The organism is Meiothermus sp. Pnk-1 (assembly GCF_003226535.1).
Taxonomy (GTDB): Bacteria; Deinococcota; Deinococci; order Deinococcales; family Thermaceae; genus Allomeiothermus.
This window is the reverse complement of record NZ_QKOB01000002.1, coordinates 109,957-125,877: the sequence shown is the minus strand read 5'-3', so window position 1 is coordinate 125,877 and position 15,921 is coordinate 109,957. Positions and strand designations below refer to the sequence as shown.

Annotated in this window: 15 protein-coding genes and 1 pseudogene; 10 read left to right on the top strand and 6 right to left on the bottom strand. The window is 63.9% G+C overall.

Features of this window, described 5'->3' with window-relative positions:
• The first annotated feature begins 11 nt into the window (after nt 1-11).
• The 6 genes from DNA98_RS03450 to DNA98_RS03425 all read left to right on the top strand — a co-directional run bounded on the left by DNA98_RS03450 (nt 12) and on the right by DNA98_RS03425 (nt 5,734).
• The gene (locus DNA98_RS03450; RefSeq protein WP_110525785.1) at nt 12-671 is read left to right on the top strand and encodes a response regulator transcription factor; all 660 of its coding nucleotides are present in this window, start codon (nt 12-14) and stop codon (nt 669-671) included.
• A 227-nt stretch (nt 672-898) separates the two neighbouring features.
• On the top strand, nt 899-1,987 hold the full coding sequence (locus DNA98_RS03445; RefSeq protein ID WP_110525782.1) for an SRPBCC family protein: 1,089 nt from the start codon (nt 899-901) through the stop codon (nt 1,985-1,987).
• 158 nt (nt 1,988-2,145) lie between these two features.
• Nucleotides 2,146-2,976, top strand: a complete 831-nt coding sequence (locus DNA98_RS03440; protein ID WP_110525779.1) for an ABC transporter substrate-binding protein — start codon at nt 2,146-2,148, stop codon at nt 2,974-2,976.
• A gap of 9 nt (nt 2,977-2,985) precedes the next feature.
• On the top strand, nt 2,986-4,080 hold the full coding sequence (locus DNA98_RS03435; protein WP_110525776.1) for an amino acid ABC transporter permease: 1,095 nt from the start codon (nt 2,986-2,988) through the stop codon (nt 4,078-4,080).
• A gap of 5 nt (nt 4,081-4,085) precedes the next feature.
• A complete protein-coding gene (locus tag DNA98_RS03430) occupies nt 4,086-4,829 on the top strand; it encodes an amino acid ABC transporter ATP-binding protein (RefSeq protein WP_110525773.1) in 744 nt (247 codons plus the stop codon).
• 392 nt (nt 4,830-5,221) lie between these two features.
• Entirely contained in the window at nt 5,222-5,734 is a 513-nt protein-coding gene (locus tag DNA98_RS03425; protein ID WP_110525770.1) for a helix-turn-helix domain-containing protein, read from the top strand.
• Between the two features lie 361 nt (nt 5,735-6,095).
• Here the strand turns inward: DNA98_RS03425 and DNA98_RS03420 are convergent, their stop codons facing one another.
• The 3 genes and pseudogenes from DNA98_RS03420 to DNA98_RS03410 all read right to left on the bottom strand — a co-directional run.
• Nucleotides 6,096-6,530: a PIN domain-containing protein gene (locus DNA98_RS03420; RefSeq protein ID WP_110525767.1), complete on the bottom strand. Its 435-nt coding sequence runs from the start codon at nt 6,528-6,530 to the stop codon at nt 6,096-6,098.
• A complete protein-coding gene (locus DNA98_RS03415; RefSeq protein WP_110525764.1) occupies nt 6,530-6,775 on the bottom strand; it encodes an AbrB/MazE/SpoVT family DNA-binding domain-containing protein in 246 nt (81 codons plus the stop codon). Before DNA98_RS03415 ends, DNA98_RS03420 begins: the two co-directional genes overlap by 1 nt.
• 50 nt (nt 6,776-6,825) lie before the next feature.
• A pseudogene (locus DNA98_RS03410) lies at nt 6,826-7,422 on the bottom strand (ATP-binding protein); the annotation flags it as partial.
• Between the two features lie 85 nt (nt 7,423-7,507).
• Between DNA98_RS03410 and gatB the strand changes: the two are divergent.
• Genes gatB through DNA98_RS03390 form a run of 4 tightly spaced genes read left to right on the top strand, consistent with a single transcriptional unit; the run spans nt 7,508 to nt 11,413 of the window.
• Nucleotides 7,508-8,935: an Asp-tRNA(Asn)/Glu-tRNA(Gln) amidotransferase subunit GatB gene (gene gatB / locus DNA98_RS03405; protein ID WP_110525761.1), complete on the top strand. Its 1,428-nt coding sequence runs from the start codon at nt 7,508-7,510 to the stop codon at nt 8,933-8,935.
• Entirely contained in the window at nt 8,932-9,939 is a 1,008-nt protein-coding gene (purM, locus tag DNA98_RS03400) for a phosphoribosylformylglycinamidine cyclo-ligase (protein WP_110525758.1), read from the top strand. The genes gatB and purM overlap by 4 nt, the downstream gene beginning before the upstream one ends.
• Nucleotides 9,940-9,968: 29 nt before the next feature.
• The gene (locus DNA98_RS03395; protein ID WP_110525755.1) at nt 9,969-10,616 is read left to right on the top strand and encodes a histidine phosphatase family protein; all 648 of its coding nucleotides are present in this window, start codon (nt 9,969-9,971) and stop codon (nt 10,614-10,616) included.
• Nucleotides 10,617-10,648: 32 nt separating this feature from the next.
• Nucleotides 10,649-11,413: an SDR family NAD(P)-dependent oxidoreductase gene (locus DNA98_RS03390; protein ID WP_370444429.1), complete on the top strand. Its 765-nt coding sequence runs from the start codon at nt 10,649-10,651 to the stop codon at nt 11,411-11,413.
• On the opposite strand, the gene DNA98_RS03385 is transcribed toward DNA98_RS03390, so the two are convergent.
• The 3 genes from DNA98_RS03385 to DNA98_RS03375 form a co-directional block, all read right to left on the bottom strand.
• A complete protein-coding gene (locus DNA98_RS03385; RefSeq protein WP_110525752.1) occupies nt 11,410-13,248 on the bottom strand; it encodes a glycogen debranching N-terminal domain-containing protein in 1,839 nt (612 codons plus the stop codon). The two genes, DNA98_RS03390 and DNA98_RS03385, sit on opposite strands and share 4 nt — an antisense overlap.
• 136 nt (nt 13,249-13,384) lie before the next feature.
• Entirely contained in the window at nt 13,385-14,752 is a 1,368-nt protein-coding gene (locus DNA98_RS03380; protein WP_110525749.1) for a carbohydrate ABC transporter permease, read from the bottom strand.
• A gap of 16 nt (nt 14,753-14,768) precedes the next feature.
• Nucleotides 14,769-15,863 (bottom strand): carbohydrate ABC transporter permease, encoded by a 1,095-nt coding sequence (locus tag DNA98_RS03375; RefSeq protein WP_110525746.1) that lies wholly within the window; start codon nt 15,861-15,863, stop codon nt 14,769-14,771.
• Between the last annotated feature and the right edge of the window lie 58 nt (nt 15,864-15,921).

Here is a 15,921-nt window from a genome sequence, read left to right as displayed (position 1 = left end):
GGGAAGACGCGATGCCAGCCAAAGTACTGGTCGTAGAAGACGATCCGGGCATTCGTATGTTGGTCGCCTCTACCCTGAAATCGGCAGGGCTTACCGTACTGGAGGCCCGTGACGGCGTCGAGGCCATGGACTTCGTACCGGAAGCGGATCTGGTGGTACTCGATGTGGGCCTGCCGCGACAATCCGGCTGGGAAGTCCTCGAGGGCATTCGCCAGAATTTCGGCCAGTTGCCGGTGCTGATGCTCACCGGCCATGCCGACGAGACCAACCGGGTGCGGGGCCTCGAGAGCGGGGCCGACGACTACCTCACCAAACCCTTTAGCGTGCGCGAGCTGGCCGCCCGGGTGAAGGCCCTCTTGCGCCGTTCGGGCCGGCTGGGGCTCATCGTGATGGGCTCGCTCAAGCTCTCCCCCGGCAGCCGCGAAGCCTGGCTCGACAACGACACGTTGCACCTCACGCCTTTGGAGTTCGACCTGCTGATGACCCTGGCCCAGGCCCCCGGGCGCATCTTCAGCCGCGAGGAACTGCTGGTGCGGCACTGGGGCGCCGAGTACGAGGGTACCGAGCGGGTGGTGGACATCTACATTGGCCGGCTGCGCAAAAAGCTCCTCACCGAGTCGGATCGGCTTGAGACGGTGTGGGGCCAGGGCTACCGGCTCAGGGGCGATTAGCGAGACCTCGGCCCAGCAGCGCCGAGGGCGCTCAATCTCCTCTGGAAGACACCTCAAGGGGAATTTTGCTATGATTCCTCTACCCTATGGGCAGCTCCTGGATTGACCTCGAGGCGAAACGGCTGTGCTTTGCTCGAGCCATCGTCGCGGCGGGGAAGTAGCGCGGACCCGCGGTTGATGGCCGATCCAGACCCAAAGCCAATCCATCCGCACAAGAAAGGATGCCCATGCCCGAGCTGTATGTCCACCCGGATATCTCCCAAGCCTCTACCCTGCCCGCGGCGTTTTACAAAGACCCTGAGATCTTCGAACGGGCCAAGGAGCGGGTGTTCGCCCGCACCTGGCAGTGGGTGGGCGACACCGACGACCTCAAAGCGCCTGGCACGGTCAAGCCCTTTACCCTGCTGGAGGGCTTCCTCGACGAGCCGCTGGTGATCACCCGCGACCACGACGACCGGCTCCACCTCCTCTCCAACGTCTGCACCCACCGGGGGATGCTGGTGGCTGAGACCGGGGACAACGCCCGCTACCTGCGCTGCCGCTACCACGGGCGGCGCTTCGGCCTGGACGGCTGTTTCCAGGCCATGCCGGAGTTCGAGGGGGTGAAGGATTTCCCCAGCGAGAAAGACCATCTGCCCAAAGTTCCCTTCGGGCTGTGGCGGGGTAAGTTTCTCTTTGCCAGCCTAGACCCGGCGGTGCCGCTGGAGGAGGTCTTGAAGCCCATAGAGGAGCGCCTGGGCTGGCTGCCGCTGCAGCAGTTTTACTTCGAACCCGCGCGGGCCCGTGACTATTTGGTGCGGGCTAACTGGGCCCTGTACTGCGACAACTACCTCGAGGGCTTCCACATCCCCTTCATCCACGCCTCGCTGAACGCGGCGATCGACTACGGCAGCTACACCACCGAGGTCTACGGCTGGTGCAACCTACAGCTAGGCGTAGCGGCCTCGGGCGAGACGGCCTTCGAGCTTCCCAAAGACTCCCCCGACTATGGCCAGCGCATCGGGGCCTACTACTACTGGGTCTTTCCCAACCTGATGCTGAACTTCTACCCCTGGGGCCTTTCGGTGAACGTGGTGCGGCCTTTGGGGCCGGAACTCACCAAAGTCTCGTTCTTGCCCTACGTGTGGAGGCCCGACCTGCTGGACTCCGGGGCGGGGGCGGCGCTAGACCGGGTAGAGCGCGAGGATGAGGTGGTGGTAGAAGCCGTGCAAAAGGGAGTTAAGTCGCGCTTTTACGACCGCGGGCGCTTTAGCGTGGCCCGGGAACAGGGGGTCCACCACTTCCACCGCCTGCTAGCCCAGGCCCTCGCCCCTTAGATCCGCCCAAATCGGGCATTTCTCCGTGGGGCACTCCTCTGGCCGAGCAGTTAATCTCGCACTCATCCGCCTCCCGTACCCTGGCCCCGGCCTGGATTGACACCTGGCTACCCTTTCAGTATGGTTAGCCACGTAATTCAGGTTTACTGGAGGTTTTGATGAGCAAGAAGTGGGTCGTCCTGCTGGCGCTGGCCGTAGCTTCCCTCTCTTTGGCCCAGAAGATCGGCGATTGCGAGCTTACCGGCAAAAAGGGCGAGTTTTCCATCAAACCCGCGGTACCGGGCCAGCTCACCGTGCAGACCAACCTGCCCGCCCCCGGCTGGTGGAACGGCGACACTCCCCAGACCATCAAGTCTGGCTTCGAATACTGCCTGGCGGCCAACATCGCCTATCGCGCAGGGCTCGATAAGGTAGTAGTGCAAAACGTCTCCTTTGACGCTTTGGTCGCGGGGCAGACCAAAGCCTTCGACATTGCCCTCTCGCAGGTCACCATCACCGAGGAGCGCAAAAAGGTGGTGGACTTCTCGCCCCCCTACTTCTCCTCCGACCAGGGGTTGCTGGTGCGCAAGGGCACCAAGGTGAACTCGAGCAACATCAAAAACCTGAAGATCGGGGTGCAGCAGGGGACCACCGCGGTGGATTTTGTCAAGAACGTGCTCAAAGTTCCCTCCGCCAACGTTCGGGTCTTCCCCGATACCCCTAACATGTTCACCGCGCTGCAGGCCCGCCAGGTGGATGTGGTGATGCTCGATACCGCCATCGTGCTGGTGCAGGCGGCGAAATCCAACGGGGCTTTGGAGGTGGTGGGGCAGTACAAGACCGGCGAGAGCTACGGGGCCATCTACCCCAAGGGCTCGCCTAATCGGGCCACCTTCGACCGCATCATCCAGGCCCTCAATGCGGACGGAACCATCAAGAAACTCACCCAGACCTATCTGGCCAAGGAGTTCGGTGGCGACCCCACCGCGATTCCCTACCTCAAGCCCTAGGCCCCTACCGTGAACACAATCAACAAGCAGGGGCGCAACCGCGCCCCTTCGATTCCTAAAGACGCCACTCCCCTGGCCTTGGCGTCCCTGGTGGTGAGCGTTTTGGTCATCGCTGGAGCCTGGGCTACTTTGGAGAAGTTACACAAGGTGCTCGTGCAAAACAAGCTCGAGCACCCCTGGGTGATGGCCTTGCTGGCCCTGGCTGCTTTGCTACCCCTGCTGCTGCTTTTCCCGGTAGGCTGGGGGTTGCGCGACGCAAGCCAGGCTCGAGCCGCCCTCGGGCGTCATGAACTCATCGAAGCCCGGGTCAAGGCCGCCGCGGCCCGCGAATGGGCCTGGTATGCCATCGGTTATGCCGTAGCGGCCGCGCTGGTGTTCGTGGCGATCCAGTTTTTGCTGGCCAACGACGGAGCGGTAGGGGCTACCTTTTTCAAACTCTCGCTGATCCAGGACTCCTTCAGCCTGGTGCTGCAAGCTTTCTGGAAAAACGTCTGGATGTTTTGCGTGGCCGAGGTGTTCATCTTGATCTGGGGGCTGGTGATCGCGGTAGCCCGCATGGTCCCAGGGCGGGCCGGATCCCCGATCCGCTTTTTGGCTACCCTCTACACCGACGCCTTCCGGGGACTGCCCACCATCATCAGCATCTACCTCATCGCCTTGGGCCTGCCGCTGGCCAATGTGCCCCTAGTGCGGGATTGGCCGCCGGAATGGCTGGCTATTCTGGCCCTTACGGTGAGCTACGGGGCCTATGTGGCCGAGGTGTACCGCGCCGGGCCCGACAGCATCCACCCCAGCCAGTGGGCCGCGGCCCGCTCGTTGGGCCTTTCCTTCAGCCAGACCCTGCGCTTTGTAATCATCCCTCAGGCGGTGCGGCGCATCATACCGCCCCTGCTGAACGACTTTATCGCCCTGCAAAAAGACACCGCGCTGGTGAATGTGGTGGGGGTGATCGATGGGTTCAACCAGGCCAAGATCATTGCCTCCAACCGCTTCAACCTCTCGGCGGTGACCACCGTGGCGATTTTGTTCATGCTGATCACCATTCCCCAAACACGCTTTGTAGACCGGCTCCTCGAGCAGGAGAAGCGGCGCACCCGGGCTTAGACACCATGAGCTTCCTCGAGATACGCAACGTACACAAGCACTACGGCAACGTGGAGGTGCTCCGGGGGATCAACCTGGACGTAGAAGAGCACCAGGTGGTCTGCCTGATCGGGCCGTCGGGATGCGGCAAGTCTACCCTGCTGCGCTGTGTGAACGGCCTCGAGGCCATCAGCGCGGGGGAGATCCGCCTGGAGGGGGATCGTATCACCGGTCCCGGCGTGGACCTGGATCGGCTGCGGCGCGAGGTGGGGATTGTCTTCCAGAGCTTCAACCTCTTTCCCCACATGACCGTGCTGCAAAACGTGACCCTGGCCCCGGTGCAGGTGCTCAAAATCCCTAGGGCCGAAGCCGAGGAGAGGGCGATGGGGCTTTTACGGCGGATCGGGCTCGAGCACAAGGCCGGCGAATACCCCGACCGCCTCTCCGGTGGGCAACAACAGCGGGTGGCCATCGTGCGGGCTTTGGCGATGGAACCCAAGCTACTGCTCCTGGACGAGATCACCTCAGCCTTGGACCCCGAGCTGGTCTCGGAGGTGTTGAACCTGCTGCGCCAGTTGGCCGCCGAGGGCATGACCATGATCCTGGCGACCCACGAGATGGGCTTTGCCAAGGAGGTTGCCCGCAAGGTGTGCTTTTTGCACCAGGGGGTGGTGCACGAAGAAGGGCCGCCTGAGCAAATCTTTGGCAACCCACAAAAGGAGCGTACCAAGGAATTCCTCTCCAGCATCATCGAGGCTGGGCGGCTTTGAAGACGGGTAATGCCCTCCAGGCCGAGGGCCAGGGAAGCTAAATACCCCCCTTCCCGAGCAGGGATGGTATACGTCGTACGCAAAACGCGACTTACGTCGTACGCTGTACGTCTTACGCTAAACGCGGGAGACGATCCCCTATCGGGACCGGCAGAGCCGGTACACCCAGGGGACGATCCCCTGTCGGGACGGCGTACCGCCGTACACCTAGAGGTAGATTCCCTGTCGGGACGGGCCACGCCCGTACACCTAGGGAACCGATCCCCTTCGTATGACGTATGACGTATGACGTACGACGTAGGACGTACCACTCAGGTTGCACGGGCGTATCCCGTTCTGTATGAATGGGTGGACCGGGCCAGTTTTAAGTACACTCACGATAGACTTTTACTGTGGGAAACTTTCGGTACATTGAGTTGAGCAGCGAAGAGGATGAGCGGCTGAGGGCCATCGAGCAGAGCCCGCACATGAACAAGAAGGTCAGGCTGCGCAGTCAGATGGTTCGCCTGTCGCACCAGCGTTGGGAGATGAGCCGTATTGCTGCATATGTCGGAGGCCACGTGCGGACGGTGGGTGCAGCCCTGAAGGCCTGGACCAGCCGAAAGTTCGAGGGACTGCCGGATCGCCCCCAGAAAGGCAATCGGCGCAAACTTCACGCAGAGGCGCTGCAGTTTATGCAGGACAAGCTAGCGGAAGACCGCTGCTGGAATGCGCGGCAGTTGACCGAAGCCATTGTCCTGGAGTTGGGCCTACAGAGCGTACGACGCAACCTCAGGCAACTGGGTTACGCCTGGAAGCGGGATCGCTACATCGTGGCCGGTCCGCCCGACCCCCAGCTACGGCAACAGGCCGAAGCGGCGCTCGAAACGCTCAAAAGGGGGCGCTCGCGGGTCGGGTCATCCTGAAGTATCTGGACGAGAGTGGGTTTGGTTTGTCTTTACCGATAGGCTATAGCTGGACACTCAAGGGGCCGTCGCACCAACGCGAGGTTCCCCGATACTTTGGAGGCGCAGGGCCAATCAACTCCCGACAACCACCTGCAATACGCAGTGCTGGAAGGCAAATGCACCAAAGAAGCCGTACTGGGCGCTGAGCCGGCGCACCCACGCGAGGATGGCCGGGCGGCTTAGAGTTCTCGGGCCAGGGTCTCCCCCGGTAGGCCCTCGGGGTGGGCCAGCAGGAGGGCCTCGGCGTAGCGGCCCTGCCGGTAGAGGGCCAGGGCGTCCATGGAGGGAGTATAGCCTGACTGGATTGTCAGAATCGGTATTATGAGCCGGGCCTTACCCGACGAATGAAATCCCCAGGGCTCAGCACCCGCAGGGGGAGGTCTTCCCGCTGCATCAGGGGGCCAAAGTGCTTGAGGTCGCCGGTGAGCAGGATTTGGGCTTGTGCCTGGAGGGCAGCTTGCAGTACCGGGCGGTCTTTATCGGGCAGCGACTTGAACAGGGTTTTCAGGGGCTCATCGCAGGGCGGGCCGCTTCCCTCCGGCTCTGCCACAAGCTGTACCCGCTGCATCAGCAAGGGGAGCCGGGGTGCAGCCCGGGGGCGTTTGCGCTCGAGGTTGAACTCCGCCTCCAGCCAGCAGCGCAAGCTGGTACATAGCTCGAGCCGCCCCCGCTCGGCCAAGAGCCAGATCAACCGGAACACCTCGCCCCCCAGCGCTGCCGAGAAGAGCACGTTGGCGTCCAGGAACACCCGCACTACAACCCCCAGGCTTTGCGGAAGGCGGTCAGTTCCTCCTCGCTCGCCTCAGCGGCCTGGGTGAACTCCTGGATGCGCTCCTCGGTGTAGGCCTCCATGGGAAGCACCCGGGCTGGCTCCAGCACTATCCGGCCCTCCTCCACCCGCAGCAGCAGGGCATCCCCGGCTTTGAGGCCCAGGGCCTTGCGTACCGAAGCGGGCAGGGTGATCTGCCCCCTAGGAGAGACTTGAGTGATGACTTTCATACATTCAGTATGACAGTAAATCAGAAGAACAGATCGGCCCCATTGTGCCCTCACCCCAGGCTCCTGCGGTAGGTGATGGCCTCGGCCAGGTGGGCCTCCTGAATGTGTTCTGAGCTCGAGAGGTCGGCGATGGTGCGGGCCACCCGCAGGATGCGGTCGTAGGAGCGGGCGGTGAGGACTAAGCGTTTGGTGGCCGCTTGCAAGAGAGCCTCGGAGGCGGGGGACAGCGCGGTGTGTTGGCGCAGCGCTCTACCGAAGAGTTCGCTGTTCAGTTGGCCTTGGCGGGCCTTCATCCTCTCTCGAGCCGCAAGCACCCGTTCTCGCACCGCTGCGGTGGACTCCCCCTCGGGGGCGCGGGCGAGTTCGGCGGGGGTGAGCCTTGGGACTTCCACCACCAGGTCGAAGCGGTCGAGCAGGGGGCCCGAGATGCGGTTCACGTAGCGCAGGCGCTGGGTGGGGGTGCAGCTACAGGGCCTTTCCGGGTCGCCGAACCAGCCGCAGGGGCAAGGATTCATCGCCGCCACCAGCAAAAATTTTGCGGGAAAAGTCAGGCTGGCCTTGGCCCTCGAGACCGTCACCACCCCATCCTCTAGAGGCTGCCTGAGCACCTCCAGCGCGCCGCGGGAGAACTCCGGGAACTCGTCCAGCACCGGACCGTTGGACCGCCGTACCGGCGCGCGTTCCCCTTTTACTCGAGCCTTGCGCAGGCATTTGGCCTTAGAATAAACCCGTATGTCGGGTTTCGAAGCCGTCGTGGGTTTAGAGGTGCACCTTCACCTCAAGACTCAGACCAAGATGTTTTCCCCCACCCCGGCTGAGTATTTCGGGGAGGGCCCCAACACCCACGTCCACCCCATCGATCTGGGGCTGCCGGGAGTCCTGCCCCGGGTGAACGCCAAGGCGGTGGACTACGGGATCATGTTCGCGCTGGCGCTGGGGTGCGAGATAGCTCGGTGGACTCAGTTCCACCGCAAAAGCTACTTTTACCCCGATATGCCCAAAAACTACCAGATCAGCCAGTACGACCGCCCCATCGGGAAAAACGGTTATCTGGAGGTCGCGGGAGAGCGCATCGGGATCAAGCGGGTACACCTGGAGGAAGACGCAGGGAAAAGCCTGCACCCCGAAGGGGCCGCGTATAGCCTGATCGACCTCAACCGGGCCGGGGCCCCCCTCATCGAGATGGTGACCGAGCCCGACATCCGCAGCCCTGAGCAAGCGCGGCTCTTTCTCTCGCACATCCGCAGCATCGCCCAGACTTTGGGCATCTCTGACGCCAACCCCGAGGAGGGCAAGATGCGGGCCGACGTGAACGTCTCGGTGCGGCGGGTCGGGGAGGGGCTGGGCACCAAGGTCGAGATCAAGAACCTGAACTCCTTCCGGAGCGTGGCTCGAGCCCTCGAGTTTGAAATCAGGCGCCAGACCGAACTCCTGCGCCAGGGCCGCCGGGTGGAGCCGGCCACCTTGGGCTGGGACGAGGCGGCGGGGAAAACCTATCTGATGCGGACGAAGGAGCGGGAGTCGGACTACCGCTACTTCCCCGAGCCGGACTTGCCGCCTTTGCACATCGACCAAGCCTGGCTCGAGCGTATCAAAGCCGCCATGCCCGAGCTTCCCGCGCAAAAGTATGCGCGCTATTTGGCCTCGGGCATCCGCCCGTACGACGCGGAGATTCTGGCTTACAGCCCTTCGCTTTCTCGCTTTTTCGATCGGGCCCTCCAGCGCTATGAGGGCAATCCGCAATCCCTGGCCAACTGGCTCAACGCCGATGTCGCAGGCTACCTCAACGAGCGAGGGCTCGAGGTGGAGGACACCCGGCTCACCCCGGAGAACCTGGCCAAGCTCGCCGGCCTGCAGGAACGGGGGGAGATCACCAGCCGGGTAGCCAAGAACCTGCTGGGCGAGGTGATGGAGGGGGCCGACCCGGAGAGGTTGGTAGAGGAGCGCGGTCTGCGGGTGCTGGCCGACGCCGGGGCCATTCAGGCCTTGGTGCAAAAGGTAGTGGCGGCCAACCCGCAGGTGGTGGAGGAGATCCGGGGGGGCAAGCTCCAGGCCATCAACGCCCTCCTGGGCCAGGTGATGCGGGAGTCCAAAGGCACCGCCAAACCGGATCTGGTGCGGCGACTGCTGGCCGAGGCGATTGGGGTGACGCTCGCGTGAGGTACGAAGACGCCGGCGTCGACATCGAGCGCAAAGCCGGGGCCATCAAAGCGGCTTCGGCCAAGATCAAAGCCACCTATACGCCAGAGGTGCTGTGGGGGCTGGGGGCCTTTGGGGGGATGCTAGAGGTCTCCAGGCTCAAAAGCCTGGAGCAGCCTGTGCTGGTGGCCAGCACCGACGGGGTGGGCACCAAGACCTTGCTCGCCGCCCAGACCGGGCGCTGGGAAGGTCTGGGCTTCGACATCGTCCACCACTGCATCAACGACCTGTTGGTGCAGGGGGCCAGGCCCTTGTTCTTTCTCGATTACATAGCCAGCGCCCGGCTCGAGCCCGGAGTTTTGGAAGTGGTTCTGGGATCGTTGGCCCAGGCCTGCCAAGCCGCCGGGATTCCCTTGCTGGGTGGCGAGACCGCCGAGATGCCGGGCGTTTACCGCTCGGGCGGCTTAGACCTGGTAGGTACCATCGTGGGGGTGGTGGAGCGGTCCGGGATCGTAGACGGCTCGAGGGTAGAGCCCGGCGACGCCCTCCTGGCCCTTCCCTCCTCGGGGCTGCACACCAACGGCTACTCGCTGGCCCGCAAGGTCTTCGCGGGGTGGAAGCTGGAAGAAGCCCGCCCCGAGCTGGGAGGGATGAGCCTGGCCACGGCCCTGCTCGAGCCCCACCGGAGCTACCTCGAGCCCGTCTCCAGGCTGCTCGACTCGGGTTTGGAGGTAAGGGCCATGGCCCACATCACCGGGGGCGGGGTATACGAAAACCTGCCCCGGGTGCTCCCCCAGGGGCTGGGAGCGGAGATCTACACGGGGAGCTGGCCGATTCCTCCTATCTTCCGTCTGATCCAGCAGGCCGGGCAGGTCGAGCTGCCCGAGATGTTCCGGGTTTTCAACATGGGGCTGGGCTACCTGATCGTCGTGAGGGAGAGCGACGCGGCGCAAGCTCTGCAAAGGCTGGGCATGGGGTATCGTGTAGGGCGAGTCACCGCGGAGGCTGGGGTAAGGGTCTTGTGAACCCCGACCGCAGCCGCGCCTAGCGCGTTATGAAGGAACTCTGGTTGGTCCGGCACGGGGAAACCACCTGGAACGCCGAGGGACGGCACCAGGGGCAGCTCAACGTCCCGCTCTCGCCCCGGGGGGTAGGCCAGACCTTTCGCTTGGCCGAGCGGCTGCGGGCCAGCGGGGTAACCTTTGACAAACTCTACAGCTCCGACTTGGAACGGGCCCAGGAGACTGCCCGGCCCATCGCCCAGGCTCTGGAGATGCCCATCTACCTGGACCCCCGCATCCGGGAGATCAACTCTGGAGTCTTGCAAGGGCTGTTGCAAAGCGAAATCGAAGCCCGCTTTCCCGACTATGTGCGGGCGGTGCGGGCCGACCCTTGGAACACCCCCCGGCCCCAGGGCGAGAGCATGGCCGAGGTGAGCCGCCGGGTCGAAGCCTTTTTGCGCGAGCTGCCCTCGAGCCGGCTCTTGATCGTGACCCACGGCGGGGTGATCCGGGCGGCGCTCAAGCTGGCGCTGAACCTAGAGGGCGATACCTGGCGGCGCTTTCGCATCCAAAACACCTCGATCACCCGGCTGGCCTTTCCCGAGGGGCTCGAGGAGGGCTATGCCATCACGGTAGGGGACGCCGCCCACCTCGAGCGCTGGGCCGAGGCCCTTACCGCCGACGAGGTGGAAGCCGGTTAACCGGCGGTTGCGCCAGGTATACACTGGGTCCTATGTTTCAAGGTAAAGTCGTCTTGGTAACCGGGGCCGCCCGGGGTATCGGGCGGGCCATCGCCGAGCTGTTCGCCCAGGAAGGGGCACGGTTGGCGGTGTGCGACCTGCGGCCCGAGATTCAGGAGTTGGCCCAAAGCTGGGGGGCTTTTGCCTTACAGGCCGATATCGCTGACGAGGGCGACCGAGAGCGCTTCGTACAGGGGGCGGTGGGGGTCTGGGGCCGGCTCGACGTGCTGGTCAACAACGCTGCCATCGCCGCGGCGGGCTCGGCCTTGCGGGTGGGGCTCGAGGCCTGGCGGCGGGTGCTCGAGGTCAACCTGACCGCTCCCATGCACCTCTCGGCATTGGCGGCGCGGGAGATGGCTAAGGCCGGCGGGGGGGCCATCGTGAACGTAGCGAGCGTGCAGGGGTTGTTCGCCGAACAGGAGAACGCCTCCTACAACGCCTCGAAGGGCGGACTGATCAACCTCACCCGCTCCTTAGCGCTCGACTTAGCCCCCCTGGGCATCCGGGTGAACGCGGTAGCCCCAGGGGCCATCGCAACCGAAGGGGTATTGGAAGCCATCGCGGCTTCCCAGGACCCGCAACGAACCTTGCGCGACTGGGAAGACCTGCACGCCCTGCGGCGGTTGGGGCAGCCCAGCGAGGTGGCCCAGGCGGTAGTGTTTCTGGCCTCGGAGCGGGCCAGCTTCATCACCGGGGCCATCCTCCCCGTGGACGGGGGGATGACCGCCAGCTTCATGATGGCCGGAAGGCCGGTTTAAGCCGGGCGCAACAACCCCTCCCGGGGTGGCTCGGCCCTCACCCCAGGTTCCATCCCCCACACCACCCGCAGCAGGTACACCACCGCTGCCGCGTCCCACGCTTGCGGGCGGCAGGCCGCCGGATAGGGCACGGGCGGTTCCCCCTGATGCCGCTCGTAGCCGCCCACCAGCTCCGGTAGGCGCCGGTCGCGCTGGCTCATCGCCAGGCGGAACAAGGCCTCGGCTACTTCTTGCGCCTCCCGGTGGAAGCCGTAGCGGGCCAACCCCCCGGCAAAGATCGCGGTATCGTGTGGCCAGACCGAGCCGTTGTGGTAAGAGAGCGGATTGTAACGTACCTCGCCCGCACCCAAGGTACGCAAGCCCCAACCGCTCCAAAGCGCCGGCGAAAACATGGTTCGGACCAACGCCGGAGCAACCTCCGAGGGAACGATGCCGCTCCACAACAGGTGGCCAGGGTTAGAGGAGAGGACCCGGAGCGGCTTTTTCTCCCCATCCAGCGCCAGGGCGTAGGTCGCTAGTTCGGGCAGCCAGAATCTCTGGTGGAAGAGTTCTTTGATCTGCTCCGCCCTGGCCTCCCAGCCCCGGGCCAGCTCCGGCTGCCCCAGGGCCCGGTAGAACCCGGCGGCGGCCCGGTAGGCGGCGTAGGCATAGCCCTGCACCTCGCTTACGGTAATCGCCCCCTTGGCCAGCGAACCGTCCTGATGGCTTTGCGAATCGCCCGAATCCTTCCAGGATTGCACGGTGAGGCCCTTCTCGTTGGGCAAAAACTCCAACAGTCCATCCCCGTCGGGGTCAGCGTAGGTGGTCATCCAGGAAAGGGCCGCCTCCCAGTTGGGCTGTAGCTGCCGGACAAACGCCAGATCCCCGGTATCGTGCCAGTAGCGCTCCAAAAGGATCACGAACAGCGGCGTGGCGTCCACCGTGCCGTAGTAGCGGCCAAAAGGGAGCTTTCCAGTCCGGGAGAGTTCGCCCAGCCTCACCTCGTGGAGGATTTTGCCGGGAGCCTCGTCGCGAAACGGGTCTACCTCCTTGCCCTGGTGCTTGGCGAGGTAGGTGAGCACCCCCTTGGCGACCTCCGCCCCCCAAGGCAGCACCATGTAGGCGGTGAGCAGGCCGTCGCGGCCAAAGGGGCAGACGTACCAGGGGATGCCCGCCGCCGGGTACAGCCCCTCGGGGAGAGAGAATAGCAGCGCCCGTAAATCGGTGAGGGCCTGCTCCAAGACCTGCTGGCTGCACCCGCTAAAGAGGTGCAGGGGAAAGCGCTGGATCCACTCCTCGTAGCTGGGCAGCGCGCGGCCGTGGGTATCGAAAGGGCCCTCGAAGCGGGCTTCCACGGCGATCCTGGCCTTTTCATGGGGCTTTAGCTCGAGCTTCCAGCGGCCATCGGGGGCCGCGGGTTGGGTTTCCAGGCGGGTGGCGACCTCGAGGCCGTCCTCAGAAGTGTAGGAGAACCCCGTGACCTTGCGGGTCACCCGGTGCCATCCACGGGCCTCGAACAAGTCCGCGAAGTCCGCCGCGGCCTCGAGGGAGAGCTCGAGGGTATGGGGCTCGAGCGAGGTGTTTTCCAGCTGGAGCTGCTCGCGAAACCCCCCCCGCAGCATCACCAATTCGCGGCGCAAGCCCACCTTCTGATCCGGACCCACGATGAGGGCCCAGTGTTGTAGCAACCGGTCCGGGCGGGGAGTCTCGGAAAGCAAGAGCGCAAAGCCCGGCAGGTTCCAGCGATAGCGCGACAGATAACGGGTATCGTGGCGATAGAAGCCCTCCTCGCGCTCCACCACCATGCCTTGTTCGGAAAGCACCGCGTATGTATCGTCTTCTTTGAGTGGCAGCATAGAAAAACCTCTTATTCACCGCTAGTGGGGCCGAGCTCGAGGGAGACGCCCAGGGCACGGGTAACGTGATGTTCGGAGCCACACGCCGTGCGCGGAACGGGGTGGGTATCCTCTCCTGGCTCTTGTTACCAGACCCCTAGCCCTTCACCGCGCTGGTCGAAACCCCCTCGACAAAGTAGCGCTGGAACACCACGAACAGGATCACCACCGGGATCATGGAGAGGAAAGCGCTGGCCAGCATCGCTCCCCAGTCCCCCTGCACCCCGTAGGAGCTGCGGAAGAAGTTGAGCCCCAGGGGCAGGGTGTAGTTGTTTTGCTGCGCCGAGAGGATCACCGTGGCCTTGAAGAACTCGTTCCACACCCCCTGGAAGGTCAGGATGGTGAGGGCCCCCAACGCCGGGGTGGCCATCGGCAGGATGATGCGGAAGAAGGTGACCAGGGGGGTGGCCCCGTCGATCAGCGCCGCCTCCTCGATCTCGCGGGGGATGCTCTCGAAGAACTGCTTCATCAGAAACACCCGGGCCATGTCAATGCCAATCCATATGATCAGCCCCCATAGCGCCCCTATCAACCCCAGATCGCGCAGGACCAGGTAGTTGGAGATAAAGGTGACCTGGGCGGGAACCGCCAGCAAGAGGATGATAGCCCCGAAGATCAGGTTCTTGCCGGGCAAGTACATCCGCGCTAAGGCGTAACCCGCCATCGAGGCGAAGATCAGGTTGATGACCACCGCCGCGATGGCCACGAAGAAGGTATTGGCCGTCCAGCGCAGGAAGAGGCTCTCGAGCGTATCGGGGTTGCGGGCTTCGTTAAAGACCCGCAGGTAGTTGCGGAAGGTGTAGCCGAAAAAGCCCGGGGTGATGCTGTCCCAGCTGGCCACCCGGCCCCGGCGCTCCAGGCGGTTGGGGTCTAGGGTGGCGTCGTAGAAGCGCTGGGTGCGGGGGGCCTCCACGTCGAGCGGGAGGCGGGGGGCCTTGGGCCCAGAGCCGGGATAGGTCACCGTGAACCTGTAGCGCACGATCTGGCCAGGCTCGCCGTCCACCACAGCGGGGGTCCGGCTCACCTCCTCCACCGGCGAAACTTTGGCGTACTGCGAGGCCTGAACCTCAACCAGCACCGCACTCAGGCCGGCCCCGGCGCGGCGGGTGGGGACCACCACGGTGGGGGGCACAGGCTGCTGGTCACGGGGCACGAAATAGGCCACCTCAAAGGGGACCCTGGCCCCTGGCGCAAACCCCCCAGTCCACGGGTTACCCGCCCCCTGCTGCCCCAATCGCCAGGCCGCCGCCCAGTTGGCCGGCTGGAGCTGGGCGAAGTAGTAACGGAAGGGGTACTCGAGCGGGTTGTCCTTGAGGCTGCCCAGAAAGGCTACGTAGAAAGGGCCAATAAAGAATACCGTCAGGGCCAGCATGGCCCCGTACACCCAGCCCACCCTGGCCCAGCGCCGGCGGGCCAGAAAGCGCTCGTCGAGCTTGGCTTTGGGTCGAGCGATCTGCGCTGCCATGTCGCCTCCTTAGAGGTCAGTACCCTTTCTCGGAGATGCCGAACAGCCGCTGTAGCCCCACGATGGCAAAGGTCAGCAACGCCAAAAACAGCGCCGCCGCCGAAGCGATTCCCACGTTGCCGGGCACGTTGGAGTTGAAGACGTTGTTGTAGACGAAATAGGCCAGGGTGATGATGGAATCCAGGGAAGAGGCGTTGCCCAAGAGGGCCACCTGGTCGAACATCTGTAGGGTTCCGATCAGAGAGAGGGTGACTACCAAAAAGGTCACCGGGCGTAGCATCGGCACGGTGATGTGAAAAAACTGCTGCACCGGGGTGGCCCCGTCGATGGACGCCGCTTCGTAGACGCTCCTGGGAATGTCCTGCAAGCCCGCCAGAAAGATCAGCATCAAGGTAGGGATGGTGGTGAAGGTGTTGAGGAGGATGATGGCCCAAAGCGGGATGGGGATACCCAAAAAGCTGCGGGTCTCGGAAAGCCAGGCCAGGTCAAAGGGGGCCGCTTCGCGGGGGGTCACCCACCCCAAGGCGCAGAGGATCCAGCTCCCGGCGATGGCCACCAAAAGCGATAGGCTGGCCAAAGCCGGGTCGAAGACGCTCACCGGGAGTCCCCTCGAGCGCTCCCACACGACCTGGACGGCTTGCGCCAGGGCGAAGATGCCCAGGAAGGCCAGGATCACCGGCCCGTGAGCGCCGAACCAGCCGATGATGGAGTTGAGGAAGCCGTTGCGCTGAAAGAACCAGATGGCGATGAGCGTCACCGCCGCCGAGGAAAGAATGCTGGGCACATAGTAGACGGTTCGGAAAAAGATGATCCCGCGGATTTTTTGGTTGACGATGGCGGCCATCACCAGTGCCAAAAAGGTCTGCAAGACCGTCACCACCAAGGTGAAAGAAACCGAGTGCTGCAAGGCCAACAAAAAGCGTTCGTCGCGAAACAAATAGACGTAGTTGGCTAGGCCCACAAAGCTCGGGGCATTGAACAGATCTTTGTTGGTCAGGCTGAAAAAGACCGCGCGCACAAAGGCATAGCCATGAAACACCAGCAGGTAGAGCAAAAAGGGGGCCGTGAACAGCAGCGCGTAGAGCAGTTCGGTGCGTTTTGCCCTAGGCATTTTCCCTCCTTTGGAGGCCGGGGCACACGCCAGGCGTGTGCCCCGGCTTTGCTTGCGG